Source organism: Pseudomonas entomophila, assembly GCF_029193575.1.
GTDB classification, from domain to species: Bacteria; Pseudomonadota; Gammaproteobacteria; order Pseudomonadales; family Pseudomonadaceae; genus Aquipseudomonas; species Aquipseudomonas entomophila_G.
Genome location: NZ_JARGCS010000015.1, coordinates 1 through 25,311, shown reverse-complemented (window position 1 = coordinate 25,311; position 25,311 = coordinate 1). Strand labels below are relative to the sequence as shown.

The 25,311-nt window shown below is 62.8% G+C and carries 19 protein-coding genes and 3 pseudogenes; 17 read left to right on the top strand and 5 right to left on the bottom strand.

Annotated elements, in window-relative coordinates:
- Positions 1 to 45: 45 nt before the first annotated feature.
- A complete protein-coding gene (locus P0Y43_RS08035; RefSeq protein WP_275636771.1) occupies positions 46 to 492 on the bottom strand; it encodes a hypothetical protein in 447 nt (148 codons plus the stop codon).
- 228 nt (positions 493 to 720) lie between these two features.
- Between P0Y43_RS08035 and P0Y43_RS08030 the strand changes: the two genes are divergently transcribed.
- The 13 genes from P0Y43_RS08030 (at position 721) to P0Y43_RS07970 (ending at position 17,575) form a co-directional block, all read left to right on the top strand.
- Positions 721 to 1,230, top strand: a complete 510-nt coding sequence (locus P0Y43_RS08030; protein WP_275636770.1) for a hypothetical protein — start codon at positions 721 to 723, stop codon at positions 1,228 to 1,230.
- Positions 1,231 to 1,453: 223 nt separating this feature from the next.
- Positions 1,454 to 2,770, top strand: a complete 1,317-nt coding sequence (locus P0Y43_RS08025; protein WP_275636769.1) for a nucleotide sugar dehydrogenase — start codon at positions 1,454 to 1,456, stop codon at positions 2,768 to 2,770.
- A gap of 61 nt (positions 2,771 to 2,831) precedes the next feature.
- The gene (locus P0Y43_RS08020) at positions 2,832 to 4,313 is read left to right on the top strand and encodes a glycosyltransferase family 2 protein (protein ID WP_275636768.1); all 1,482 of its coding nucleotides are present in this window, start codon (positions 2,832 to 2,834) and stop codon (positions 4,311 to 4,313) included.
- Between the two features lie 36 nt (positions 4,314 to 4,349).
- Positions 4,350 to 5,516, top strand: coding sequence for an alginate biosynthesis protein Alg44 (locus tag P0Y43_RS08015; protein WP_275636767.1), 1,167 nt, complete (start codon positions 4,350 to 4,352; stop codon positions 5,514 to 5,516).
- Positions 5,517 to 5,529: 13 nt separating this feature from the next.
- Positions 5,530 to 7,050 carry an alginate biosynthesis TPR repeat lipoprotein AlgK gene (gene algK / locus P0Y43_RS08010; RefSeq protein ID WP_430540230.1) on the top strand — a complete coding sequence of 507 codons (1,521 nt, stop codon included), beginning with the start codon at positions 5,530 to 5,532 and terminating at the stop codon, positions 7,048 to 7,050.
- Entirely contained in the window at positions 7,047 to 8,525 is a 1,479-nt protein-coding gene (locus P0Y43_RS08005; RefSeq protein WP_275636765.1) for an alginate export family protein, read from the top strand. The genes algK and P0Y43_RS08005 overlap by 4 nt, the downstream gene beginning before the upstream one ends.
- An 18-nt stretch (positions 8,526 to 8,543) precedes the next feature.
- Positions 8,544 to 10,103 (top strand): mannuronan 5-epimerase AlgG, encoded by a 1,560-nt coding sequence (gene algG / locus P0Y43_RS08000; protein WP_275636764.1) that lies wholly within the window; start codon positions 8,544 to 8,546, stop codon positions 10,101 to 10,103.
- A 13-nt stretch (positions 10,104 to 10,116) separates the two neighbouring features.
- Positions 10,117 to 11,562 carry an alginate O-acetyltransferase gene (locus P0Y43_RS07995; protein ID WP_275636763.1) on the top strand — a complete coding sequence of 482 codons (1,446 nt, stop codon included), beginning with the start codon at positions 10,117 to 10,119 and terminating at the stop codon, positions 11,560 to 11,562.
- 7 nt (positions 11,563 to 11,569) lie between these two features.
- Positions 11,570 to 12,673 carry a mannuronate-specific alginate lyase gene (locus P0Y43_RS07990; RefSeq protein WP_275636762.1) on the top strand — a complete coding sequence of 368 codons (1,104 nt, stop codon included), beginning with the start codon at positions 11,570 to 11,572 and terminating at the stop codon, positions 12,671 to 12,673.
- Positions 12,674 to 12,796: 123 nt separating this feature from the next.
- Positions 12,797 to 14,257: an MBOAT family O-acyltransferase gene (locus P0Y43_RS07985; RefSeq protein ID WP_275636761.1), complete on the top strand. Its 1,461-nt coding sequence runs from the start codon at positions 12,797 to 12,799 to the stop codon at positions 14,255 to 14,257.
- 10 nt (positions 14,258 to 14,267) lie between these two features.
- The gene (locus P0Y43_RS07980; protein ID WP_275636760.1) at positions 14,268 to 15,425 is read left to right on the top strand and encodes an alginate O-acetyltransferase; all 1,158 of its coding nucleotides are present in this window, start codon (positions 14,268 to 14,270) and stop codon (positions 15,423 to 15,425) included.
- 8 nt (positions 15,426 to 15,433) lie between these two features.
- A complete protein-coding gene (locus P0Y43_RS07975) occupies positions 15,434 to 16,087 on the top strand; it encodes an alginate O-acetyltransferase AlgF (RefSeq protein ID WP_430540229.1) in 654 nt (217 codons plus the stop codon).
- 33 nt (positions 16,088 to 16,120) lie between these two features.
- On the top strand, positions 16,121 to 17,575 hold the full coding sequence (locus P0Y43_RS07970; RefSeq protein WP_275636758.1) for a mannose-1-phosphate guanylyltransferase/mannose-6-phosphate isomerase: 1,455 nt from the start codon (positions 16,121 to 16,123) through the stop codon (positions 17,573 to 17,575).
- A gap of 135 nt (positions 17,576 to 17,710) precedes the next feature.
- Here the strand turns inward: P0Y43_RS07970 and P0Y43_RS07965 are convergent.
- Positions 17,711 to 17,854 (bottom strand): annotated as a pseudogene (locus P0Y43_RS07965) (IS66 family transposase); the annotation flags it as partial.
- Positions 17,853 to 18,785: pseudogene (locus P0Y43_RS07960) on the bottom strand (LysR family transcriptional regulator); the annotation flags it as partial. The pseudogenes P0Y43_RS07965 and P0Y43_RS07960, both read right to left, overlap by 2 nt.
- A 267-nt stretch (positions 18,786 to 19,052) precedes the next feature.
- On the opposite strand from P0Y43_RS07960, the gene P0Y43_RS07955 reads away from it, so the two are divergent.
- The 4 genes from P0Y43_RS07955 (at position 19,053) to aldA (ending at position 23,878) form a co-directional block, all read left to right on the top strand.
- Positions 19,053 to 20,351, top strand: a complete 1,299-nt coding sequence (locus tag P0Y43_RS07955; protein WP_275636757.1) for an MFS transporter — start codon at positions 19,053 to 19,055, stop codon at positions 20,349 to 20,351.
- A gap of 16 nt (positions 20,352 to 20,367) precedes the next feature.
- Entirely contained in the window at positions 20,368 to 21,552 is a 1,185-nt protein-coding gene (gene rhmD, locus P0Y43_RS07950; RefSeq protein WP_275636756.1) for an L-rhamnonate dehydratase, read from the top strand.
- 76 nt (positions 21,553 to 21,628) lie between these two features.
- The gene (locus tag P0Y43_RS07945) at positions 21,629 to 22,426 is read left to right on the top strand and encodes an HpcH/HpaI aldolase family protein (RefSeq protein ID WP_275636755.1); all 798 of its coding nucleotides are present in this window, start codon (positions 21,629 to 21,631) and stop codon (positions 22,424 to 22,426) included.
- 18 nt (positions 22,427 to 22,444) lie between these two features.
- Positions 22,445 to 23,878, top strand: a complete 1,434-nt coding sequence (aldA, locus tag P0Y43_RS07940; RefSeq protein WP_275636754.1) for an aldehyde dehydrogenase — start codon at positions 22,445 to 22,447, stop codon at positions 23,876 to 23,878.
- Positions 23,879 to 23,937: 59 nt separating this feature from the next.
- Here aldA and P0Y43_RS07935 read toward each other — a convergent pair.
- Positions 23,938 to 24,126: pseudogene (locus P0Y43_RS07935) on the bottom strand (transposase domain-containing protein); the annotation flags it as partial.
- A gap of 112 nt (positions 24,127 to 24,238) precedes the next feature.
- The gene (locus P0Y43_RS07930) at positions 24,239 to 25,222 is read right to left on the bottom strand and encodes an IS5 family transposase (RefSeq protein ID WP_275635279.1); all 984 of its coding nucleotides are present in this window, start codon (positions 25,220 to 25,222) and stop codon (positions 24,239 to 24,241) included.
- Positions 25,223 to 25,311: the final 89 nt, after the last annotated feature.

The following is a 25,311-nucleotide window of genomic DNA, read 5'->3' as shown; positions in this document are numbered from 1 at the left end:
CCACGTTCAGGTGACGACGCGAAGAATTGCTCAATGCGTTTACCGTCACTTCATCGTGAATTCGGCGCGCCAGGAATTGTCGGCGCCTATCGAAGTAATCGTGGCGGTACAAGCCGCCCCACCACTCGGTGTGGCGGATTTGCTCCACTCAGGCTTCTTTATTCCACCCGGCATCATCCTCATCTGGAAAGTGGTACTAAAAGCACATACTTTCCGCCCTACGTTGTAACGCACCATGGCAGCGTTAACATCCGGGCTGATGACGCGTTGCACGCCGAACGCTCTACTCGTACCCGCATCCACCTGCTGCGCAGGCTTCGGATCGGCAACCTGGTAGGTGCTGGACTCATTGGAGGTGACGAGCTGAAGAACGGCCGTATCCGAACTCAGGTTCTTGAACGTTATTTGAACCGGTGGACCGGCCTGCGCCACACCAGCGGCAAGCAATGCAACGGTGGCGAGGGTAATAAGCGAAGTCATTTTCAGCGGCATGCTTTCTTCCTTGTGCTTGAGATGAAACAGACCAGCCCAACGCTGGCCCGCGGCGCCTTCGCTTGTCGGGTGCGAAGGGCGCGAGAGGCAGCGGGTCATAGCCCAAGCCGGTCGGCCCTTCCGATCCATCGGTTCGGGCCGCTGCGTATGCCTCTCCCAAGAGTTAACGGCGTCAAGGCCATAAACCTTACAAACAAGGTGGTTATCTCCACCTCGCTTTTGTAGTCCATGGGAGAAGGCAAACGCCTACACAAAAAGCCAAATAGTTGGCGCCAAAATAAAGTCAAGCCTGCCGTTATCTCTAAACGCCATAAGACCGTTCGTAATTTTTTGACGAATTTTGAAAATATTTTTCCGATACTGGCAAAAAAATATCTCACCCCATTTCCGCCCTTTATATATCGGCATGGCACGCGTGGATGCCATCAAATTGAAAGTACTTTTCCGCTGAAAAAATATTTAGAAATCTTTCATCCAACGAAACCCACCCCGGAACTTCTACCGGCGCCCGTCGCTCATAGCACCCGTAACGATTCTCGAGCGCGTCACGTGAGAGATGACTTACAGATGACAACAGGCCGGTATCCACCGCCTGCCCTATTAAACTTCGACAGCCACTTCGGCCACCCCGAACGGCCTGTCCAAGCAGGAGAGACGCGCCCCTTACTAATCGTCCTAGTGGTTGATTTCAAAGGATTTATCCAATTGAAAAAACAAGCACAGCAACACGCCAAGTAGCGTATTGCATTAAAGACGGCTGCATTTCAGGGCACGCCTTTTAATTACTGGCTTCTCACTGCCACATTTGAGTGCACAACTTTGTGTACTCCGGATTCATTCATGCCTGCGCTCGGTGAAGTGTGCATTCGCCACGGACCCGTGCGCCCGAAAAGAGCAGATCAATCAACCCGGTCCGGTTCTTCGGAAAGAGCCGGCGTGATAAACACACGAGGTGAATGCGATGCGTATCAGCATCTTTGGTTTGGGTTACGTGGGTGCGGTCTGTGCAGGTTGCCTGTCGGCACGGGGCCATGAAGTGATCGGGGTGGACGTGTCCACCACCAAGATCGACCTGATCAACCAGGGCAAGTCGCCCATCGTCGAACCAGGCCTTGAGGCGCTGCTGCAACAAGGCATCGCCAACGGTCGCCTGCGCGGCACCACCGACTTCGCCGAGGCGATCCGCGCCAGCGACGTGTCGATGATCTGCGTCGGCACCCCGAGCAAGAAGAACGGCGACCTGGGGCTGGAGTACATCGAGTCGGTGTGCCGCGAGATCGGCTACGTGCTGCGCGACACCAGCCGCCGCCACACCATCGTGGTGCGCAGCACCGTGCTGCCGGGCACCGTGAAGAACGTGGTGATCCCGATCCTCGAAGACTGCTCGGGCAAGAAGGCCGGCGTCGACTTCGGCGTCGCGGTCAACCCCGAGTTCCTGCGCGAAAGCACCGCGATCAAGGACTACGACCACCCACCGATGACCGTCATCGGCGAACTCGACAGCGCCAGCGGCGACGTGCTGCAGGCCATCTACGAAGAACTCGACGCGCCGATCATCCGCAAGCCGGTCGAAGTGGCCGAGATGATCAAGTACACCTGCAACGTCTGGCACGCGACCAAGGTCACCTTCGCCAACGAGATCGGCAACATCGCCAAGGCGGTCGGCGTCGATGGCCGCGAAGTGATGGACGTGGTCTGCCAGGACAAGACCCTGAACCTGTCGCAGTACTACATGCGCCCCGGCTTCGCCTTCGGCGGCTCGTGCCTGCCCAAGGACGTGCGCGCCCTCACCTACCGCGCCGCCAGCCTCGACGTGAAGGCGCCGCTGCTCGACTCGCTGATGCGCAGCAACGAATCGCAGGTGCAGAACGCCTTCGACATCATCGAAAGCCACGACAAGCGCAAGGTCGCGCTGCTCGGCCTGTCGTTCAAGGCCGGCACCGACGACCTGCGGGAAAGCCCGTTGGTGGAGCTGGCCGAGCGCCTGATCGGCAAGGGCTACCAGTTGAACATCTACGACCAGAACGTGCAGTACGCCCGCGTGCACGGCGCCAACAAGGACTACATCGAGTCGAAGATCCCGCACGTCTCGTCGCTGCTCAGCGCCGACTTCGACCAGGTGGTGAACGACGCCGACATCATCATCCTCGGCAACCGCGACGAGAAGTTCCGCGCCCTCGCCCAGCAGGCCCCGGAAGGCAAGCAGGTGATCGACCTGGTCGGCTTCATGAGCAAGCCGACCAGCACCGCCAACCGCACCGAAGGCATCTGCTGGTAAGCCAGCCCGACGCGGGGCCGGTTGGCCCCGCATTCCTTGATTCTCGCGACGGATGCTGAACATGCAAAGGCTCCAGACAGTGCTGTTGCAGTGCGCCGGGTGGCTGCTCTACATGAGCCTGCTCATGCTGATCGCCCTGGCCCTGCCCAGCGATATCTTCGACGCGCAGTCGAAGCACTTCATCTTCCTGGTCGGCGCAGTCGGCATCTGGCGCTACTCGATGGGCGCCACCCATTTCATCCGCGGCATGATCTTCCTGTACCTGGTCTACCCGTACCTGCGCAACAAGGTGCGCAAGCTCGGCCAGGCGGCGGCCCCGTCACACGTGTACCTGATGGTCACCAGCTTTCGCATCGACGCGCTGACCACCGCCCAGGTGTACAGCTCGGTGATCCGCGAGGCCATCGAGTGCGGCTACCCCACCACCGTGGTTTGCTCGCTGGTGGAGATGTCCGACGAGTTGCTGGTGAAAAGCCTGTGGGCCAAGTACAACCCGCCCGCCCACGTCACCCTGGACATCGTGCGCATCGCCGGCACCGGCAAGCGCGACGGCCTGGCCTACGGTTTCCGCGCCATCTCGCGGATGCTGCCGGACGAAAACGCGGTGGTCGCGGTGATCGACGGCGACACCGTGCTCGGCGAAGGCGTCGTGGCCAAGACCGTGCCCTGGTTCAAGCTCTACCCCAACGTCGGTGGCCTGACCACCAACGAATTCTGCGAAGTGCGCGGCGGCTACGTGATGAGCGAGTGGCACAAGCTGCGCTTCGCCCAGCGCCACATCAACATGTGCTCGATGGCCCTGTCCAAGCGCGTGCTGACCATGACCGGGCGCATGTCGATGTTCCGCGCCAGCGTAGTGACCAACCCCGAGTTCATCGCCGACGTGGAAAGCGACTCGCTGATGCACTGGCGCCTGGGCCGCTTCAAGTTCCTCACCGGCGACGACAAGTCCAGCTGGTTCAGCCTGATGCGCCTGGGCTACGACACCTTCTACGTGCCCGATGCCGCGATCAACACGGTCGAGCATCCGCCGGAGAAGAGCTTCGTCAAGGCCAGCCGCAAGCTGATGTACCGCTGGTACGGCAACAACCTGCGGCAGAACTCCCGCGCCCTGGGCCTGGGCCTCAAGCGCCTGGGGCTGTTCACCAGCATCGTGCTGCTCGACCAGCGCGTGTCGATGTGGACCAGCCTGCTGGGGCTGACCGTGGCGCTGATCGCCAGCTTCAAGTTCGGCCTGCAGTTCCTGCTGGTGTACCTGCTGTGGATCGGCATCACCCGCCTGATCCTCACCATCATGCTGCTGTGCTCGGGCCACAGCGTCGGCCCGGCCTACCCGCTGATCCTCTATTACAACCAGATCGTCGGCGCGGTGATGAAGATCTACGTGTTCTTCCGCCTCGACAAACAGTCCTGGACTCGCCAGCCCACTGCCCTCAAGCGTGACCTCGAAAGCTTTCAACAATGGTTCAACACCTGGTCCTCGCGGACCATGACCTTCTCGGCCGCCAGCATCTTCGTGGCTGTGCTGTTCATGGTCGTGTGAGCCCAACCGGATCGGATCTAACAGGAACAAACCACCATGAATACCGCCGTGAACGTCAACGTCGTGCATGAGTCCGAAGCCCAGCGCCAACACGCCCGGGTGCGCATCCCGGCCAAGCTGCGCTTCCTGGATGCCGAGCGCCAAACCCACGAGGTGAAGGTCGACGACCTCTCCGCCGGTGGCCTGAGCTTTCACGCCAAGCAACGCCTGGCGGTAGGCCAGGTGCTGCGCGGGCGCTTGCAGTTCGTGGTCGACAACCTGGGCCTGTCGATGGACATCGAGTTCCAGGTGCGCTCGTACAATCCGGAAAGCGGCCGCACCGGCGCGCAGTTCCAGAACCTCGAGCCGCGCGACATCGCCACCCTGCGCCACATCATCACCAGCCACTTGTCCGGCGAGTTGATCAGCGTCGGCGACGTGCTCAGCACCTTGCAGCGCGACAACTTCACCAAGGCGCGCAAGCAGAAGGACGGCGGCTCGGGCCTGTCCGCCTTCGGCCGCTTGAAGGCGGTGACCGTCAGCCTGGGCGTGTTCGTGGTCGGCATCGCTGCCTTTGGTTTCGTCGCCAAATCGCTGTACGGCCTGTACTTCGTCAGCCATGCCGAGGCCGGCGTGGTGGCGGTGCCCACCACCAACGTCACCATGCCCCGCGACGGCAGCGTGCAGGCCTTGGTGGAACATGGCGCGCAGGTGGTCAAGGGCGCGCCGCTGGCGACTTTCAACACCAGCATGCTCGACCTGCTCAAGGGCCATCTGGACGACTCGCAACTGGAGCCGGCCAAGGTCGAGGAACTGTTCGGCAAGCAACTCTCCGGCACCCTCACCAGCCCCTGCGATTGCGTGGTCGCCCGCCAACTGGTGGACGATGGCCAGTACGCCAGCAAGGGCCAGGCGGTGTTCCAGTTGATTCCGCGCACCACCCACCCGATGGTCGAGGCGCGCTTCAGCTACCGCCAGTTCGACGAGGTCAAGCCGGGTACCCGGGTCAGCTTCCAGGTCGCCGGCGAAGACGAAGTGCGCACCGGGCAGATCGTCAGCAGCACGAGCCTGGACACCGACAACCTGGCCTCGGACCTGCGTGTGCAGATCAAGCCTGACGGCGGCCTGCCGGCAGAGCTGGCCGGGCGCCCGGCGTCGGTCAAGAGCGACCGTGGGCCGTCGCTGAGCTGGCTGATCGACAAGGCCGTGGCTCGCGGGCTGTGAGGGGGAGCGGACGATGAACCCTTTGCATTGCGTTTCCAACCCTGGGTCGGCATCGCCTGATCCAGGTGGCGCGGCGAACCCCGTGATCAAGGTCGGCCGGTACCCTGTAGATCGAGCGCACAGCGCCCGCCCGCAGCCGTGGTGCGCGTTGGCGCTGGCCATCACCCTGGCCGGCTGCGCCGGCCTGCCCGACCAGCGCCTGGCCAACGAGGCCCTCAAACGCGGCGACACCGCCACCGCCGAGGCCAATTACCGCGCCCTGGCCGACCTTGGCTACAGCGACGCCCAGGTGGGCCTGGCCGACATCCAGGTCGCCACCCGCGACCCGGCCAAGCTGCAACAGGCCGAGGCCACCTACCGCGCCGCCGCCGCCACCTCGCCCCGTGCCCAGGCCCGCCTCGGCCGCCTGCTGGTGGCCAAGCCGAACAGCACCCAGGCCGAGCGCGAAGAGGCCGAGACGCTGCTCAAGCTCGCCGCCAAGCAAGGTGAAGGCAACACCCTGATCCCCCTGGCGATGCTCTACCTGCAGTACCCGCAGAGCTTCCCGAACATCAATGCCCAGCAGCAGATCGACCAGTGGCGCGCCGCCGGCAGCCCCGAGGCGGGCTTGGCCCAGGTGCTGCTGTACCGCACCCAGGGCACCTACGACCAGCACCTGGGCGATGTGGAGAAGATCTGCAAGGCCGCGCTGGCCACCACCGACATCTGCTACGTCGAACTGGCCACCGTCTACCAGAAGCGCGCCCAGCCCGACCAGCAGGCCGCCCTGCTCGAACAGCTCAAGGCCGCCCATGCCCGTGGCGCGGTGCCGGCCAGCCGGGTCGACAGCGTCGCCCGCGTGCTGGCCGACCGCAGCCTCGGCCAGACCGACGAGCACACCGCCAAGGCCCTGCTCGAACCCATCGCCCCGGCCAACCCGGCGTCCTGGGTGAGCCTGGCCCAACTGCTCTACGACTTCCCCGAACTGGGCGACACCGAGCAGTTGCTGGCCTATATCGACAAAGGCCGCGAAGCCGAACAACCACGCGCCGAGCTGCTGCTGGGCCGCCTGTACTACGAAGGCAAGACCCTGCCTGCCGACGCCGAGAAAGCCGAGCAGCACCTAAGCGCCGCCGCCGAGGCCGGCGAGGTCAGCGCCCACTACTACCTCGGCCAGCTGTACCGCCGTGGCTACCTGGGCGACGTCGAGCCGCAGAAGGCCGTCGACCACCTGCTCAGCGCCGCCCGTGGCGGCCAGCTCAGCGCCGACTACGCCCTGGCCCAGCTCTACAGCGAAGGCCACGGCATCCGCCAGAACCCCGGCAACGCCTGGGTGTTCGCCCAACTGGCGCAGGTCAACCCGACGCCGCAGTCCACCGAGCTGCTGCAACAGCTCGACCAGCAACTCACGCCCGAACAGCGCAGCCAGGCCCAGCGCCTGCTGGCGCAGGAACAGCGGGCCCGCGCGGGCATGGCCCAGGGCGCCGGCGGCAGCCTGGCCCTGGAAGCCCTGCAAGACGATGAAGAAGCCGTAGACGCCGAGGATTCGCTATGACGCTCAACCCCTTCGTGAAAGCCGGCATCGGCCTGGGCTTCGCCCTGCTGTGGGCCTGCCCGACCCTGGCGCAGGAAACCGCGGCGAAGAACTTCGGCCTGGACATCAAGGTCACCGGCCAGTCCGAAGACGACCGCGACCTGGGCACCCGCTCCGGCGGCGACGTCAACGGCCTGGGCCTGGACCTGCGCCCCTGGGTGTACGGCGAGCGCGGCCAGTGGAACGCCTACGCCATGGGCCAGGCGGTGGCCGCCACCGACATCATCGAGACCGACACCCTGCGCCAGTCCGACGACGGCAGCACCATCGACAACGGCGACGACAGCCGCAAGCCCGACAAAAGCTACCTGGCCCTGCGCGAATTCTGGGTCGGCTACAACGGCTTCACGCCCTACCCCGGCGAATACCTGCGCTTCGGCCGCCAGCGCCTGCGCAGCGACGACGGCATGTGGCGCGACACCAACATCGAGGCGCTGAACTGGACCTTCGACACCACCCTGCTCAAGGCCGACCTGGGCGTGGCCCAGCGCTTCAGCGAATACCGCACCGACCTCACCGAGCTGGCCCCCGAAGACAAAGACCGCACCCACGTCTACGGCAACGTCGCCACCCAGTGGACGCCTGGGCACTGGGTTGGCCTGCGCGCCCACCACAGCCATGACGGCGGCAGCCTGAAAAGCCCCGGCGAAACCGTCGAGCCGCTCGACAAGACCCGCACCGGCGACCTCACCTGGCTGGGCCTGGAAGCCAACAGCGACGCCTACAACTGGCGCAACGAGCACAGCGTCAACTACTGGGGCAGCCTGACCTGGCTGACCGGCGACCGCGACAGCCTGAGCAGCCAGGCGGTGGGCAACGACCAGGTCGCCACCGGCAAGCAGAGCGGCGACGTCAATGCCTGGGCCACCGACCTCGGCGTGCGCCTGCGCCTGAACCCGCAGTGGCAGGTCGGCGCCGCCTATGCCCGTGGCAGCGGTGGCGGCGGCAGCGACGGCTCGAACAACTTCGAACAGACCGGCCTTGAGAGCAACCGCTCCAACTTCACCGGCACCCGCTCGCGCGTGCACCGCTTCGGCGAAGCCTTCCGTGGCGAGCTGGGCAACCTGCAAGCGGCCACCCTGTTCGCCTCCTGGCAACTGCGCGAGGACTACGACGCGAGCTTCATCTACCACAAGTTCTGGCGTGTCGATGGCAACCAGAACATCGGCTCCAGCGGCATCAACGCGGTGGTCGAGGACAACGGCGTGAACCGTCCGCTGATCAACGGTGAGAAAGACCTCGGCCAGGAAATGGACGTGGTCGTCACCAAGTACTTCAAGCAAGGCCTGCTACCGGCCTCGCTGAGCCAGTCGATCGACGAGCCGTCGGCGCTGGTGCGCCTGCGTGCCGGGGTGTTCAAGCCGGGCGACGCCTACGGCAGCGAGGTCGACTCGTACATGCACCGCGCCTTCGTCGACGTGATCTGGCGCTACTGAGGTCGGGAGACGACAGCCATGAACCTTCATCCGAACCTGCGCCACAGCCTGCTCGCCAGCGCCCTGCTGCTGGCCGGCGGGCTGGCGGTCGCCGCCGAGCAGCCGACCATCGCCAAAGGCTTGCAGCAGGCCAAGACCTACACCGTGTCCAGCGCGCCGGTCGAGCCGCTGCACCTGGACCCGCCCACGCTGCCCGACCTCTCCGGCTACACCGCCGAGGCCGTGCAGCAGAAGATCGACCGCGCCCACAAGGGCAAGGTCAGCGTGCGCCGCATGCTCCAGGAAGAGACCCTCAAGGAGTTCATCGGCGGCGACAACAAGGGCGCCGAGTGGGTGCGTCGCCAGCAGGGCATTCCCCAGGCGATCTTCATCGACGACGGCCACGTGAGCCTGGTCGAGCTGGCCAGGCAGGTGCCCAAGCAGTACCTGCGCGAAACCGCCCCTGGCGTGTACCTGGCGCGCTTGCCGATCGTGGTCGGGCGCAAGGGCGTGCTGGAGATCGACGGCAAGGTCAAGGAGCTGCGCCTGTCCCAGGAAGGCGGGTCGTTCCTGGTCAACGACGGCAAGCTGTTCGTCACCGATACCCAGGTCACCGGCTGGCGCGAGAAGGACAACGGCCCAGCCACCTTCCGCAAGCCCGACGAGTTCCGCCCGTTCCTGCTCAGTTGGGGCGGCACCGAGACCTACATCGTCAATAGCAAAATGGCCAGCTTCGGCTACGCCAAGTCCAAGTCGTATGGCGTGAGCATTTCCCAGTACACCCCGAACATGGCCAAGCAGATGGGCCGCCCTGAACCCAGCGGCTGGATCCTCGGCTCGGAATTCAGCGACATGTGGTACGGCTTCTACTGCTACGAGACCCAGGACTTCGTGATCAAGGACTCGACCTACCGCGACAACATCGTCTACGGCATCGACCCGCACGACCGCTCGCACCGCCTGATCATCGCCGGCAACACCGTGCACGGCACCAAGAAGAAGCACGGGATCATCGTCTCGCGCGAGGTCAACGACAGCTGGATCATCAACAACAAGAGCTACGACAACAAGCTCTCGGGGGTGGTGATCGACCGCAACAGCGTCAACAACCTGATCGCCTACAACGAGATCTACCGCAACCACACCGACGGCATCACCCTGTACGAAAGCGGCGACAACCTGATCTGGGGCAACAAGCTGATCAACAACCGCCGCCACGGCATCCGCGTGCGCAACAGCGTGAACATCCGCCTGTACGAGAACGTCGCCATGGCCAACGGCCTGGTCGGGGTGTACGGGCACATCAAGGACCTCTCCGACACCGACCGCGACATCGCCCTCGACCCGTTCGACACCAAGGTCTCGCTGATCGTGGTCGGCGGCGAGCTGGCGGCCAATGGCTCCGGCCCGCTGTCGATCGATTCGCCCCTGTCGGTCGAGCTGTACAAGGTCTCCATGCTCGCCCCGCGCAAGTCCAGCGGCATCAGCCTCAATGGCGTGCTCGGCGAGCGCCAGGACGAAATCCTCGACCTGCTGGTGCGCCAGCAGAAGGCCGTACTGATCGACCCGGTCGAACGCCAGACCGAAATGATCGACTAAGGAAGCCCCGACCATGACCCCACACCTGATGAAACTGCTCGGCTTGTCCGCCGCCCTCCTGGCCATCAGCCAGGGCGTGCGCGCCGACGACGCGCAGCCGCCGAGCTTCAGCGCCGAGCCTTGCTGCCAGCTGTGCCCCGAGGCCCACGACGCCAGCCGCTACACCACCCGCTACCAGCAGAACTTCACCACGCTGGTGCAGGCCCAAGGCGACTGGCTGTTCCGCACCCGCGAAGACCTGCGCACCGAGTTCGACACCACCCCGGGCGGCTACAAGCGCCTGCGGCAAGTGCACGACGCCTTCAAGAAGCGCGGCGTGGAACTGGTGGTGGTGTACCAGCCGACCCGCGGCCTGGTGAACCGCAACATGCTCAAGCCCGAGGAAAAGGCCGCCTTCGACTACCAAAAGGCCCTGGGCAACTACCAGGCCATGCTCAAGCGCTTCGAGAAGATGGGCTACAACGTGCCCGACCTGTCGCCGCTGACCAACGAGCAACTGGCCGCCGCCGACCAGGGCAAGGACTTCTACTTCCGCGGCGACCAGCACTGGACGCCCTACGGCGCCGAGCGCGCGGCGAAGATCGTCGCCGACACCGTGCACCGCATGCCGGCTTTCGCGGGTGTGCCGCGCAAGGCATTCGAGACCCACAAGTCCGGGCGCATGGGCAAGACCGGCACCCTGCACAACGTCGCCGGCCAGCTGTGCGGCACCAGCTATGCGGTGCAGTACATGGACCAGTTCGCCACCGAGCCCAAGGGCGGCGCCAGTGGCGGCGACGACCTGTTCGGCGATGCGGGCAACGCGCAGATCACCCTGGTCGGCACCAGCCACAGCGGCAAGAACTACAACTTCTCGGGCTTCCTGGAACAGTACATCGGCGCCGACGTGCTCAACGTCGCCTTCCCCGGCGGCGGCCTGGAAGGCTCGATGATCCAGTACCTGGGCAGCGAGGAGTTCCAGAACAACCCGCCGAAGATCCTCATCTGGGAATTCTCGCCGCTGTACCGCCTGGACCAGGAAACCATCTGGCGGCAGATCCTCGCCCTGCTCGACGATGGCTGCGATGGCCGCCCGGCGCAGATGAGCGCCAGCGCCACGCTCAAGCCGGGCAAGAACGAACTGATGGTCAACGGCACAGGCGGGGTGATCAAGGACCTGGTCAACCGCAACCACCAGCTCGACATCCGCTTCGAGGACACCTCGGTCAAGGTGCTGCAAGCCACCCTCTGGTACCTGAACGGGCGCCACGAGGACATCAAGATCGAAAAACCCGAGACCTCCGACACCGACGGGCGCTTCGTCTTCCAGATGCGCGAGGACGAGGACTGGGCCAGCCAGAACCTGCTGGCGCTGGAAGTCCAGGGGCCGGAAAGCGGCACCCAGAAGGTCGAGGCCAAGCTCTGCAAACGCAACAACTTCGCCAGCGACGCGCGCAACACCGCGCAAGCCGGCCAGTGAGGCGAACATGACTGCATTGAAACGAACCCTACGCCCCGCCCTGCTCGCGCTGGCCCTGTGCGGCGGTGCCGCCCAGGCTGCACTGGTGCCGCCTCAGGGTTACTACGAGGGCATCGAGAAACTCAAGACCGGCGACGGCAACTTCAGTTGCGAAGCCGCGCCCAAGCCCTACACCGGTGCGCTGCAGTTTCGCAGCAAGTACGAAGGCTCGGACAAGGCCCGGGCAACGCTCAACGTCGCCTCTGAAAAAGCCTTCCGCGACTCCACCGCCGACATCACCACCCTGGAGAAGGGCATCAGCAAGATGGTCGGCCAGTACATGCGCGACGGCCGTCCGGCCCAGCTCGACTGCGTGCTGACCTGGCTCGGCACCTGGGCGCGCGCCGATGCGCTGGAGTCCACCGACTTCAACCACACCGGCAAGTCGATGCGCAAATGGGCGCTGGGCAGCATGAGCGGTTCGTGGCTGCGCCTGAAGTTCTCCAACGCCCACCCCCTGGCCGCGCACCAGGCCGAGGCCGAGCTGATCGAGAAGTGGTTCGCCAAGCTGGCCTCGCAAGTCGTGCGCGACTGGAGCGACCTGCCGCTGGAGAAGATCAACAACCACAGCTACTGGGCCGCCTGGTCGGTGATGGCCACCGCCGTGGCCACCGACCGGCGCGACCTGTTCGACTGGGCAGTGAAGGAATACAAGGTCGGCGCCAACCAGGTCGACGACCAGGGCTTTTTGCCCAACGAGATCAAGCGCCGCCAGCGCGCCCTGGCCTACCACAACTACGCCCTGCCGCCGCTGGCGCTGATCGCCAGCTTCGCCCAGGCCAACGGCGTGGACCTGCGCAAGGAAAACAACTTCGCCCTGCAACGCCTCGGCGAAGGCGTGCTGGCCGGCGCTCGCGACCCGGTCCACTTCGCCGAACGCGCCGGGGTCAAGCAAGACCTCAAGGACCTCAAGGTCGACAGCAAGTACGCCTGGCTCGAGCCCTGGTGCGCGCTGTACCAATGCGTGGGCGACACCTTGCAGAAGAAGCACGGCATGCAGCCGTTCAACAGCTTCCGCATGGGCGGTGACATGACCCGGGTCTACGACCCGAGCGCTGAGCTCAAAAAGTGACGCGATCCCCGTAGGAGCGGGCGTGCCCCGCTCCTACAGGGGGACTAGGTGACCTTCCACGTTGTCGTGGGGGGTTTGGGGGGCGCTGTGCCCCGGATGCTGTGCACAACAAGGAGAACCGGGATGGTCTTCTCGTCCAACGTGTTCCTGTTCCTGTTCTTGCCGATCTTCCTCGGCCTGTACTACCTGAGCGGGCAACGCTATCGCAACCTGCTGCTGCTGGTCGCCAGCTACATCTTCTACGCCTGGTGGCGGGTGGACTTCCTCGCCCTGTTCGCCGGGGTCACCTTGTGGAACTACTGGATCGGCCTGAAAGTCGGCGCCGCCGGCGTGCGCACCAAGCCCGCCCAGCGCTGGCTGCTGCTCGGCGTGGGCGTGGACCTGGCGATCCTCGGCTACTTCAAGTACGCCAACTTCGGCGTCGACAGCCTCAACGCGATCATCACCTCGTTCGGCCTGGAACCGTTCATCCTCACCCACGTGCTGCTGCCGATCGGTATCTCGTTCTACATCTTCGAGTCGATCAGCTACATCATCGACGTGTACCGCGGCGACACCCCGGCCACCCGCAACCTGATCGACTTCGCCGCGTTCGTGGCGATCTTCCCGCACCTGATCGCCGGCCCCGTGCTGCGCTTCAAGGACCTGGTCGACCAGTTCAACAACCGCACCCACACCCTGGACAAGTTCTCCGAAGGCTGCACCCGCTTCATGCAGGGCTTCATCAAGAAAGTGTTCATCGCCGACACCCTGGCGGTGGTCGCCGACCACTGCTTCGCTCTGCAGAACCCCACCACTGGCGATGCCTGGCTCGGCGCCCTGGCCTATACCGCGCAGCTGTACTTCGACTTCTCCGGCTACAGCGACATGGCCATCGGCTTAGGTCTGATGATGGGCTTCCGCTTCATGGAGAACTTCAAGCAGCCGTACATCAGCCAGTCGATCACCGAGTTCTGGCGGCGCTGGCACATCAGCCTGTCGACCTGGCTGCGCGACTACCTGTACATCACCCTGGGCGGCAACCGCAAAGGCACCTTCAACACCTACCGCAACCTGTTCCTGACCATGCTGCTGGGCGGGCTGTGGCACGGCGCCAACTTCACCTACATCATTTGGGGCGCCTGGCACGGCATGTGGCTGGCGATCGAGCGCGCGCTGGGCCTGGACACCAACCCGCAGCGCTTCAACCCGGTGAAATGGGCCTTCACCTTCCTGCTGGTGGTGGTCGGCTGGGTGATCTTCCGCGCCGAGAACCTGCACGTGGCCGCACGCATGTACGGCGCCATGTTCAGCTTCGGCGACTGGCAGCTGTCGGAACTCAACCGCGCCAACCTCACCGGCCTGCAAGTGGCGACCCTGATCGTGGCCTACGCCAGCCTGGCGTTCTTCGGCCTGCGCGACTTCTACCGCAACGCCGCCCCGCAGCAAGCCCCGCGCACCCCGGTGCAGGTCAACGCCGACGGCTCGGTGGGCCTGGACTGGGCACGCATCATGACCCGCGCGCTGGTGCTGCTGCTGTTCATCGCCTCGGTGCTCAAGCTCTCGGCGCAAAGCTACTCGCCGTTCCTCTACTTCCAGTTCTGAGGCCCCGACCATGAACCGGACACTTCGCATCACCTACTCCATGACCTTCCTCGGCCTGCTGACCGGGCTGGGCGCATGGTCCGTGGGCGGGCTCGACAGCTTCAACCGCACCGGGCAGATGACCCTGCTCGACGGCAAGCTGGCCAAGGCCGCCGAAACCCACTACGACGAGCAGTTCCCGATCAAGCGCATCGGCACCAACCTGTGGGCCGCGCTGGACTTCAAGCTGTTCGACGAAGGCCGCCCCGGCGTGGTGCTGGGCCGCGACCAGTGGCTGTTCAGCGACGAGGAGTTCAAGCCCACCGCAGGCGCCGAACAGCTGATGCAGGAAAACCTCGCCTTGGTGCGCGGGGTGCGCGACACCCTGCAACGCCACGGCACCCAGCTGGTGCTGGCGATCGTGCCGGCCAAGGCGCGGCTGTACCCCGAGTACCTGGGCAAGGAGCAACCGGCCAGCCTGCACGGCGAGCTGTTCAACCAATTCCACGCACAGGCCCGCCAGGCCAACGTGTTCGCCCCCGACCTGCTGGCCCCGCTGGAGCAGGCCAAGGCCCGCGGCCAGGTGTTCCTGCGCACCGACACGCACTGGACGCCCATGGGCGCCGAAGCGGTGGCCCAGGCCCTGGCCGAGGCGGTGAGCCGACAGAACCTGCTCAGCGGCGAACCCCAGGCCTACATCACCGAGGCCGGCGCCAGCGCGCCGTACAAGGGCGACCTGACCAACTTCCTGCCGCTCGACCCGCTGTTCAGCAACCTGCTGCCGCCCCCGGACACCCTGCAACAACGCACCACCCGCCCGGCCCAGGCCGAGGGCGAAAGCGGCGACGCGCTGTTCGCCGACAGCCAGATCCCGGTGGCGCTGGTGGGCACCAGCTACAGCGCCAACCCGCACTGGAACTTCCTCGGCGCCTTGCAGCAGGCCCTGCGCAGCGATGTCGCCAACTACGCCGAAGACGGCCACGGCCCGCTGCTGCCGATGCTCAAGTACCTGCAAAGCGACGCCTTCAAGGACCACCCGCCACAGGTGGTGGTGTGGGAGTTCCCCGAACGATATCTGCCAATGAAGAACGACCTCAGCGCCTTCGACCCGCAGTGGATCGCGCAGCTGAAGAACACCCGCAAGACCGAAGAAAACCTGGCCCTGTCGTCCAATCGGACGGATCACTGATAGAGGACATGCACATGACCAACAAACCTTCCTTTGCCAAAGCCTTCACCCTCGCCGCCGGCCTGAGCCTGCTCTCGCTGCAGGCCCTGGCCGGTGCCGACGCGGCGCTGTACGGCCCGAGCGCGCCGAAGGGCTCGACCTTCGTGCGCCTGTACAACGCCACCGGCACGCCGACCGCCGCCAGCGTCGGCAACACCCAGATCAAGCAGGTCGGCGCCCAGGCCAGCAGCGACTTCAGCTTCCTGCCCGGCGGTGACTACACCGCCCAGGTCGGCGGCAAGTCGGTGCCGGTCAAGCTGGCCTCGGACAAGTACTACACCCTGGTCAACAACGCCGGCGGCAACCCGCAACTGATCGAGGAACCGCCGTTCAAGAACAAACAGAAAGCCCTGGTGCGGGTGCAGAACCTCAGCGACAAACCGCTGACCCTGAAGACCGCCGACGGCAAGACCGAAGTGGTCACCCCGGTGGCCGCCAAGGGCCGTGGCGAGCGCGAGATCAACCCGGTGAAGGTCAGCCTGGCGCTCTACGAAGGAGACAAGAAAGTCAGCGACGTCAAACCCGTCGCCCTGGAACGCGGCGAAGCCGCGGTGCTGTACGTGACCGGTTCCGGCAGCAGCCTGTCGCCGGTGTGGGTCACCCGTCCTGTAGCCACTCACTGATCCCCTGCCTCTAAACGACTCTGGAGAAACATCATGATCCCGGTAATTCTTTCTGGTGGTAGCGGTTCGCGTCTGTGGCCCCTGTCGCGCAAGCAGTTCCCCAAGCAGTTCCTGGCCCTGACCGGCGAGCACACGCTGTTCCAGCAAACCCTGCAACGCCTGGTGTTCGAAGGCATGGACACCCCCATCGTGGTGTGCAACAAGGACCACAAGTTCATCGTCCAGGAGCAGTTGAGCGGCCTGAAGCTGGAGACCCAGGCGATCCTCATGGAGCCGTTCGGCCGCAACACCGCCCCGGCGGTGGCGATGGCCGCGATGAAGCTGGTCAACGAAGGCCGCGACGAGCTGATGCTGGTGCTGCCGGCCGACCACGTGATCGAGGACCAGAAGGCCCTGCAACGCGCCCTGGCCTTGGCCACCGTGGCCGCCGAGCGCGGCGAGATGGTGCTGTTCGGCGTGCCGGCGACCAAGCCGGAGACCGGCTACGGCTACATCCGCTCCAGCCAGGACGCGCTGCTGCCCGAGGGCGTGGCGCGGGTCGCGCAGTTCGTCGAGAAGCCCGATGAAAAGCGCGCCAACGAGTTCGTCCGCGCCGGCGGCTACTTCTGGAACAGCGGCATGTTCCTGTTCCGCGCCAGCCGCTTCCTCGAAGAGTTGAAGAAGCACGACCCGGACATCTACGACACCTGCCTGCTGGCCCTGGAGCGCAGCGACGAGGACGCCGATGTGCTGAGCATCGACGAAGCCACCTTCGCCTGCTGCCCGGACAACTCCATCGACTACGCGGTGATGGAAAAGACCCAGCGCGCCTGCGTGGTGCCGCTTTCCGCCGGCTGGAGCGACGTGGGCTGCTGGTCGTCGCTGTGGGAAGTGCACGAGAAGGACGCCGACGGCAACGTCACCAAGGGCGACGTGGTGGTACAGGACAGCCGCAACTGCATGATCCACGGCAACGGCAAGCTGGTGTCGGTGATCGGCCTGGAGAACATCGTGGTGGTCGAGACCAAGGACGCGATGATGATCGCCCACAAGGACAAGGTCCAAGGCGTCAAGCAACTGGTCAACACCCTCGACCAGCAGGGCCGCAGCGAGACCCAGAACCACCTGGAGGTGTACCGCCCGTGGGGCTCGTACGACTCGGTGGACATGGGCGGGCGCTTCCAGGTCAAGCACATCACCGTCAAGCCTGGCGCCAGCCTGTCGCTGCAGATGCACCACCACCGCGCCGAGCACTGGATCGTGGTGTCCGGCACGGCGGAGGTGACCTGCGACGAGAACGTGTTCCTGCTCACCGAGAACCAGTCGACCTACATCCCCATCGCCTCGATCCACCGCCTGCGCAACCCGGGCAAGATCCCGCTGGAGATCATCGAGGTGCAGTCCGGCAGCTACCTGGGCGAGGATGACATCGAGCGCTTCGAGGATGTGTATGGGCGCACCTCGACGCCGATCGAGCGCGGGGTTTCGGTGAAGACCATCGCGCAGTAAGAAAACGGCTGTGGAAAAGCCCCGCTGCCTTCCAGGAGCGGGGCTTTAGGCGCAGTCTCACTTGCGCCTAAAGATCCGCAAGCAGTTTTCCTGAGGCTCCCGGCCATGGATGCCCTGCATCCGATCCATGAACCCCACCGGCAAATGACCGGCCTCGACATACCGTTCCAAGCGGCTCCAGTGACTCGCCAGGTAATGCACGGCCTTACCCAGCACGCGTTGCGGAGTGACTTGGGCGTGCGTCTTGTCCAACCAGCTTTTCAACTGCCCGAGGATCGGCGGCACGCTTTCTCAGCAGCTCGATGAAGTGCTGTAACTCGCGACTGACCGGCTCATCCTTGCGACGCAACAACCCGAAAGGTGCCATCTGTGCATCCAGCGTGACGGGCAGCGCCTTCACCAGTCCCATCTTCAGATAATCACGCATTACAGACTCCGAGAGCACCATCAGCGCGTCCGTGAGTTGTACCAATTGCTGCATTGAATAAACCGAACTGCACTCGATGATGTCGGCTGGCATTGGCAATTCAAGTCGCTGCAATGCCTGCTCGATTGCGATCCGTGCAGGGCTGGTTTCGGGTTGAAGGATCCACGGCCAATCCGTCACCAACTCCTTCCACTGTAATTTGCGACGTTTGGCTAAAGGATGGCCGTTGTGAACCACGGCAATCAGTCGTTCGTTGCCCAAGGGCTCGAACACGTAGTGCTCTCGATCATTGCTCGGACTTCGCCGCGTGACTGCGATATCCACACGCCCTTGCTCCAGCAATTGCACCACTTGATCGCTCGTGTCACCCATGATGCGAATGCGCAGCTGAGGGTGAAGTCCCTTGATTTCAGCCACCGCATTCATCACAAGATCCGGAGCGGCCCCCATGATCGTACCGATCGACAGGTAGCCGTATCCGCCTAGCTTGCGCGCAGCCAAATCCGCGGCGGCCCGATCCAGACCACTGAGAGCCGCCTCCGCAAAGCGCAGAAGTTCGCGACCCAGCGCTGTAGGCCGCATACCCCGAGGCAGTCGCTCGAAGAGCTCGCAATCAAACATGCCCTCGATTTCCTGCAGCATACGTGTCGCCGCAGGCTGAGACATATTCATGCTCAGTGAGGCCCGGTGCAGGTTCAGGCTCGAGCCAAGCACGACCAGCATCTGCAGATGCTTGTAACGCAACCGGCTGAACAGCTGCTGAGGCGATCGCTCGACGCTCATACCTCCACTCCTATCGATTACCTTAAGGTATCAACTATAAGCTTAATTCGATTAGTCACGCATCACTGACGCGCAGTACAGTCGATGCAACAAGAATTCACACCCCTCGAGGTGGACGTCATGCCCCTTCTGCTCGCTCGCCGATCTACGCAGCCGGGCGCCCCTTCGCCAGCCGTTTCCCGGTTTGATTCTTGTTGAGGTTCGGGCCTTCCCATCCGAATCGCACTTACATAGTCAACCCAATAATTCCAATAAGAGGAAACTGACGTGAACTCCCTCCCACCGTCCTTGCTGGCCAAGGTTTCATGGCGGCTGCTGCCGTTCCTCTTGCTGATGTACATCATGGCGTTCTTGGACAGGGCCAACGTGGGCTTTGCCAAGCAAGCGTTCCAGGCCGACACCGGGATTGGCGACGCTGCGTTCGCCTTCGGCGCGGGCGTCTTTTTTGCCGGATATGCATTACTCGAAGTCCCCAGCAACCTGATCATGCACAGGATCGGTGCCCGGTTGTGGATGTGTCGGATCATGGTGACATGGGGCCTGATATCGGCGGCCATGGTGTTCGCATATACCGAAACCAGTTTCTACGTACTGCGTTTTCTACTGGGGGTCGCGGAGGCCGGCTTCTTTCCAGGCGTTATCCTTTACCTGACCTATTGGTTCCCCAGCGCTGCCAGGGGCAAGGCCATGGGTTTCTTCTACTTCGGCGCGCCGCTGGCCTTTATCTTCGGCAGCCCCCTCTCTGGTTTGCTGCTTGAGCTGGACGGCTTCCTGAGTACCCACGGCTGGCAGTGGCTGTTCGCCGTCGAAGGCTTGATGGCTACTGCGGTGGGCGTCTGGGCCTACTTCTACCTGGACAATCGGCCGAGCGATGCGAAGTGGTTGACCGTTCAGGAGCGCAGCCAGCTTCAGGCCGCCCTGGATGCCGAGGATAGCCAAAAACAGTCGCACGGGAGCCTCCTCAAGGTGCTTTTACAGCCTGCGGTACTGTATTTGTGCCTGATTTATCTGCTGATACAGGCAAGCGTCTACGGTGTGGTGTTCTACCTGCCAAGCCAGGTGGCAAGCCTTCTGGGCACTAAAGTCGGGCTCATGGTGGGCCTGGTCAGCGCCCTGCCATGGCTATGCGCCCTTCTGGCCGCCTGGAAGGTTCCGACCATCGCCGATCGTACCGGCCGACGACGCGCAGTGGCAGCCCTGACACTGGTGGTTTCCGGGCTAGGCATCGCAGCATCCGTCAGCTTCGCAAGCCCCCTGCTTGGCATCCTGGCGCTGTGCTTCGCCGCGTCCGGTTTCATTGCTGTCCAGCCTGTCTTCTGGACGTTTCCAGGCAGTTTTCTCGCAGGATCTGCCGCTGCAGGAGCCATCGCCTTGATCAATTCATTTGGGGCGCTGGGCGGTTTCATTGCCCCCATCCTCAAGAACTGGGCTGAAGGCGCGTTTCACTCCCCCGCAGCGGGCCTCTACTTGCTGGCCGTCACCACCCTTGTTTCTTCGGCGCTGGTAATGGGCGTTCGCCCTCCCCGTGTCGCCACGCCTCGCAAGCAACCCTCCGTCCAGATCTGATCCAAAGGAATCAACCATGGCCACACCAACCATCAAACATGTTCGTGCCTTTGTCCTTCGTGGGGGTGGCGCTGACTATCACGATCAAGGCGACGGTCACTGGATCGACGATCACATTGCCACGCCAATGAGCAAGTACCCGGAGTATCGCCAGAGTCGTCGCAGTTTCGGCATCAACGTCCTCGGCACTCTGGTCGTCGAGGTCGAGGATTCTGATGGCAATATCGGCTTTGCCGTGACCACCGGCGGCGAACCAGCGGCCTACATCGTTGAAAAACATCTGGCCCGTTTCGTTGAGGGCGCCAAAGTCACAGATATCGAACGTATCTGGGATCAGATGTACTTCGCCTCCCAGTACTACGGCCGCAAGGGTCTGGTCATCAACACCATTTCGGGCGTCGACCTGGCGCTGTGGGATTTGCTCGGGAAAGTGCGTCAGGAGCCAGTGCACCAGCTGCTCGGTGGGGCAGTGCGTGATGAACTCCAGTTTTATGCCACCGGCGCACGTCCGGATCTGGCGCAGAAGATGGGCTTCATCGGTGGGAAGTTGCCGCTGCATCACGGCCCTGCCGAGGGCGAAGAAGGCCTTCGCAAGAATCTTGAAGAGCTGGCCGTGATGCGCGAGCGGGTCGGCAAGGATTTCTGGCTGATGCTCGATTGCTGGATGAGCCTGGATCTGAACTACGCAACGCGGCTGGCCCATGGTGCTCAAGAGTTCGGCCTCAAATGGATCGAAGAGGCGCTGTCGCCCGACGACTACTGGGGTTACGCCGCCCTGAAGAAGGCCGTACCCACCGGCATGCTGGTGACCACGGGTGAACATGAAGCCACTCGCTGGGGCTTTCGAATGCTGCTTGAGATGGGCTGCTGCGACATTATCCAACCCGATGTCGGCTGGTGTGGAGGCATTACCGAGCTGATCAAGATCTCGGCGCTGGCAGACGCGCACAGCGCAATGGTCGTGCCTCACGGTTCATCGGTGTACAGCTACCATTTCGTCGCCACGCGCACCAATAGCCCGTTCGCCGAATTCCTGATGATGGCGCCGAAGGCTGACCAGGTAGTGCCCATGTTCCATCCTCAACTGCTGGGTGAGCCAGTGCCAGAGAACGGCCGTATGCGTCTTTCGAGGCTCGACCAGCCGGGCTTTGGCGTGACCTTGAATCCGGAATGCCAGCTGCAACGTCCTTATCAACATTGATCGGGTCGACGCTCGCCGATCCAACGATCTCGGCGGGCCGTCATTGCGACTTACTAATTCGACAGGATTGTTTGCTATGAAACTGCCCCGCAATAGTTTCAAGGCTGCGCTAGCCAAAAAAGAACCGCTCTACGGCATCTGGGCGGGATTCGCCACAGGCTACGCTGCGGAAATCACCGCAAGCTTCGGTTATGACTGGATGCTGATTGACGGTGAGCACGCCCCAAATAGCGTGCCATCGATCATGGCCCAGTTGCAGTCTGTGGCCGCCTACGCCACCGCGCCCATCGTGCGCGCAGTTGGACACGACCCCGTGTTGATCAAGCAACTACTGGATATCGGCACACAAAACTTGATGATACCGATGGTCGAGACTGCCGAGCAGGCGCAAGCGCTGGTCAAGGCGACCCGTTATCCGCCACATGGCATTCGTGGCGTAGGCGGTGGACTTACCCGCGCGACTCGCTGGGATGGCATACCCGACTACATCAACACAGCCCATGAAGAGCTCTGCCTGATTGTGCAGGTAGAGTCCCGCACCGGAGTCGATAACGTTGCGCAAATTGCAGCGGTTGACGGTGTCGATGCCATCTTCATCGGCCCGGCCGACCTGTCCACCAGTATGGGCCACGTTGGTAATCCCTCCCATCCCGAGGTGCAGGGAAAAATCAGGCATGCCATCGACGCCACCCTTGCCGCTGGCAAGGTGAGCGGAATCCTGGCCCCGGCTGAAGAAGACGCTCGTCGATATCAAAGTTGGGGTTGCCAGTTCATCGCTGTCGCAATCGACATCAGCCTGATGCGCCAAGCAGCCCTCACCAACCTTGCCCGGTACCGTGAGACCGAGCAGCGCAGCGAATCCAGAACCTATTGATCAGGATGGAGACAGACCATGACCTCAGTACCCGTCTATCAGAACTACATCAACGGCCAGTTCTTGTCGTCCTCAGAACATTTTGAGGTGGTGAACCCGGCGACCGGTGCCCTTTTGGCCAAGGTACCTGCCTCAGATGCAGATCAGGTTGAGCGCGCCCTGGCCGCAGCCCGGACCGCGCAATCAGGTTGGGCCCGCCGCCCCGCGAATGAGCGGGCAAGCTACCTGCGCAAGATCGCCAACAAACTGCGAGAAAACGTTCCACACCTGGCCCGCACCATCACCCTGGAGCAAGGCAAGACCTTGAGCCTTGCTGAGGTTGAAGTCAATTTCACCGCCGACTATCTCGACTACATGGCTGAGTGGGCAAGACGGATAGAGGGCGAGATCATCACGAGTGACCGACCTGGGGAAAATATCTTCATGTTCCGTAAGCCGCTGGGCGTGGTCGCCGGTATCTTGCCGTGGAACTTCCCGTTTTTTCTGATCGCTCGCAAGATGGCGCCAGCCTTGGTCACAGGCAATACCATCGTCATCAAACCCAGTGAAGAAACGCCCAACAACTGCTTTGAGTTCGCTCGGCTGGTTGCTGAAGTCGACCTTCCTCCCGGTGTGTTCAATGTGGTCAGCGGCGACGGTCAAGTGGGTGCAGCACTCTCGGCGCACGAGCAGGTAAACCTGATCAGTTTCACCGGCAGCGTTGAAACCGGCGCGCGGATCATGAGCGCAGCGGCGCCGAATATCACCAAACTCAACCTTGAGTTAGGGGGCAAAGCACCTGCCATTGTGTTGGCTGATGCTGATCTGGATTTGGCCGTCAAGGCGATCAGAGGTTCGCGGATCATCAACACCGGCCAAGTCTGCAACTGTGCGGAACGCGTCTACGTGGAGCGTCAGGTAGCCGATCAGTTCATAGAGAAGATCAGCGCTGCGATGGCGGCGACGCGTTATGGTGATCCACTTGCAGACGCCTCCGTTGAGATGGGGCCGTTGATCAATCGCCAGGGCCTGGAAAGCGTCGCGGCCAAGGTCAAGAAAGCCAGGGAACAAGGCGCATCCCTCATTACCGGCGGGAACCTCGCAGACCTTGGCCAGGGCTTTCACTATCAACCTACCGTACTTGCAGGCTGCCGTGCGGACATGGAAATCATGCGCAAGGAAGTCTTCGGGCCAGTGTTACCCATCCAGATCGTTGATGACCTCGATGAAGCCATTGCGTTGGCCAACGACTGTGAATACGGGTTGACGTCATCCTTGTACACACGCGACCTGAGCAAAGCCATGCACGCGATTCGCGAGATCGATTTCGGCGAGACTTACGTCAACCGGGAGAACTTCGAGGCCATGCAAGGTTTTCACGCAGGCGTTCGTAAATCAGGGATTGGCGGCGCCGACGGCAAGCACGGCTTGTACGAATACACCCACACACATGTTGTTTATTTGCAGGCCTGATCACGAAAAAGGGTAAGCGCTCCATGAACCCCACCTATCCAAAGATGGGCGAGCGCTTCGCTATGCAGATAAGGCGTGCCATTCCAAGGCCGCAGGGCTTCGTAATCTTCCACTGAGGACGCCTGCGGCAGGCGTTCCAGTGCGTCGCGTAGCCACGCATAAGGCTCCTTGCCGTTGGCTTTGGCTGTTTCGACCAGGCTGTAGAGTTGCGCACTGGGCGTCGCGCCCTTGGGCGTGTCGCTAAGGATGCTCCGAACAAGTCACCAGATATCCGCTCCCTGATCGCAGACAGCGTCGGTTCAGCCGGTTTTTCAGCCGCGCATTACACAAAAAACCAGAGACGCCTCTGGTTTTTCTGCATCACAGACGCACCTCTCCCGTCACGCTCAATAGTTGCCGCCGGGCCATCCACAGATTCGACAACGCAAAGAGCGTGGTCAGTTGCGCCGTGTTCTTGGCCAACCCGCGGAAACGAGTTTTCACGTAACCGAACTGCCGCTTGATGACGCGAAATGGGTGTTCGACCTTGGCCCTTGCCTGGGCTTTGACCTTTTCAATCCTGCGCCTGGCCTTGTACAGGGCGCTGCGCTTACTCAATTTCTTGTAAGTACTGCGGCGTGCTGCGATCTGCCAGATCACCTGCCGACCGTCATGTTCAGGCCGCTTCTCTACGCCGGTGTAACCCGCATCAGCACAGACAACATTCTCGTCACCATGCAGCAGATGGGCAACTTCCGTCACGTCAGCCACGTTGGCGGCGGTGCCATGGACATGATGTACCAGACCCGATTCAGCATCGGCTCCGATATGCGCTTTCATGCCGAAGAAGTACTGGTTTCCCTTCTTCGTCTGGTGCATTTCCGGATCGCGTTTGCCCTCCTTGTTCTTGGTCGAACTGGGCGCGTGGATGATCGTGGCATCGACGATTGTGCCCTGGCGCAGCGACAAGCCTTTGTCTCGCAGGTAGGCGTTGATGGTTTCCAGGATGCCTGCCGCCAACTGGTGCTTCTCCAGCAGGTGCCGGAAATTCATGATCGTCGTGTCTTCGGGGATTGGAGCGCTGAGCGTCAGTCGAGCAAACTGGCGCATCGAAGTGATCTCGTACAGCGCTTCTTCCATAGCCGGGTCACTCAGTGAAAACCAGTTTTGCAGTAGATGAATGCGCAGCATGGTTTCCAATGGATAGGGTTTGCGACCGCCACCTGCCTTTGGGTAATGCGGTTCGATCAACGCGACCAGTCCGCTCCACGGCACGACCTGTTCCATCTCGGCCAGGAAACGCTCACGACGGGTTTGCTTGCGCTTACCGGCGTATTCGAAATCGGAAAAGCTCATCTGACTCATGGGGTGGAGGCTTGCTCGGGCGTGAGAGTTGGGCGGAGGGCTATTTCAGCACAGGTCAGACGATCTGCGCTGACTTGATCGGAGAATCC

Coding starts and splice junctions, on each gene's coding strand:
- P0Y43_RS07985 (WP_275636761.1), top strand. CDS start 12,797: ATGGTCTTCTCGTCCAACGTGTTCCTGTTCCTGTTCTTGCCGATCTTC.
- P0Y43_RS07970 (WP_275636758.1), top strand. CDS start 16,121: ATGATCCCGGTAATTCTTTCTGGTGGTAGCGGTTCGCGTCTGTGGCCC.
- P0Y43_RS08030 (WP_275636770.1), top strand. CDS start 721: ATGGGAGAAGGCAAACGCCTACACAAAAAGCCAAATAGTTGGCGCCAA.
- rhmD (WP_275636756.1), top strand. CDS start 20,368: ATGGCCACACCAACCATCAAACATGTTCGTGCCTTTGTCCTTCGTGGG.
- P0Y43_RS08005 (WP_275636765.1), top strand. CDS start 7,047: ATGACGCTCAACCCCTTCGTGAAAGCCGGCATCGGCCTGGGCTTCGCC.
- P0Y43_RS08020 (WP_275636768.1), top strand. CDS start 2,832: ATGCAAAGGCTCCAGACAGTGCTGTTGCAGTGCGCCGGGTGGCTGCTC.
- P0Y43_RS07945 (WP_275636755.1), top strand. CDS start 21,629: ATGAAACTGCCCCGCAATAGTTTCAAGGCTGCGCTAGCCAAAAAAGAA.
- P0Y43_RS07930 (WP_275635279.1), bottom strand. CDS start 25,222: ATGAGTCAGATGAGCTTTTCCGATTTCGAATACGCCGGTAAGCGCAAG.
- P0Y43_RS07980 (WP_275636760.1), top strand. CDS start 14,268: ATGAACCGGACACTTCGCATCACCTACTCCATGACCTTCCTCGGCCTG.
- algK (WP_430540230.1), top strand. CDS start 5,530: ATGAACCCTTTGCATTGCGTTTCCAACCCTGGGTCGGCATCGCCTGAT.
- P0Y43_RS08015 (WP_275636767.1), top strand. CDS start 4,350: ATGAATACCGCCGTGAACGTCAACGTCGTGCATGAGTCCGAAGCCCAG.
- aldA (WP_275636754.1), top strand. CDS start 22,445: ATGACCTCAGTACCCGTCTATCAGAACTACATCAACGGCCAGTTCTTG.
- P0Y43_RS07990 (WP_275636762.1), top strand. CDS start 11,570: ATGACTGCATTGAAACGAACCCTACGCCCCGCCCTGCTCGCGCTGGCC.
- P0Y43_RS07995 (WP_275636763.1), top strand. CDS start 10,117: ATGACCCCACACCTGATGAAACTGCTCGGCTTGTCCGCCGCCCTCCTG.
- P0Y43_RS08025 (WP_275636769.1), top strand. CDS start 1,454: ATGCGTATCAGCATCTTTGGTTTGGGTTACGTGGGTGCGGTCTGTGCA.
- P0Y43_RS07975 (WP_430540229.1), top strand. CDS start 15,434: ATGCACATGACCAACAAACCTTCCTTTGCCAAAGCCTTCACCCTCGCC.
- P0Y43_RS08035 (WP_275636771.1), bottom strand. CDS start 492: ATGCCGCTGAAAATGACTTCGCTTATTACCCTCGCCACCGTTGCATTG.
- algG (WP_275636764.1), top strand. CDS start 8,544: ATGAACCTTCATCCGAACCTGCGCCACAGCCTGCTCGCCAGCGCCCTG.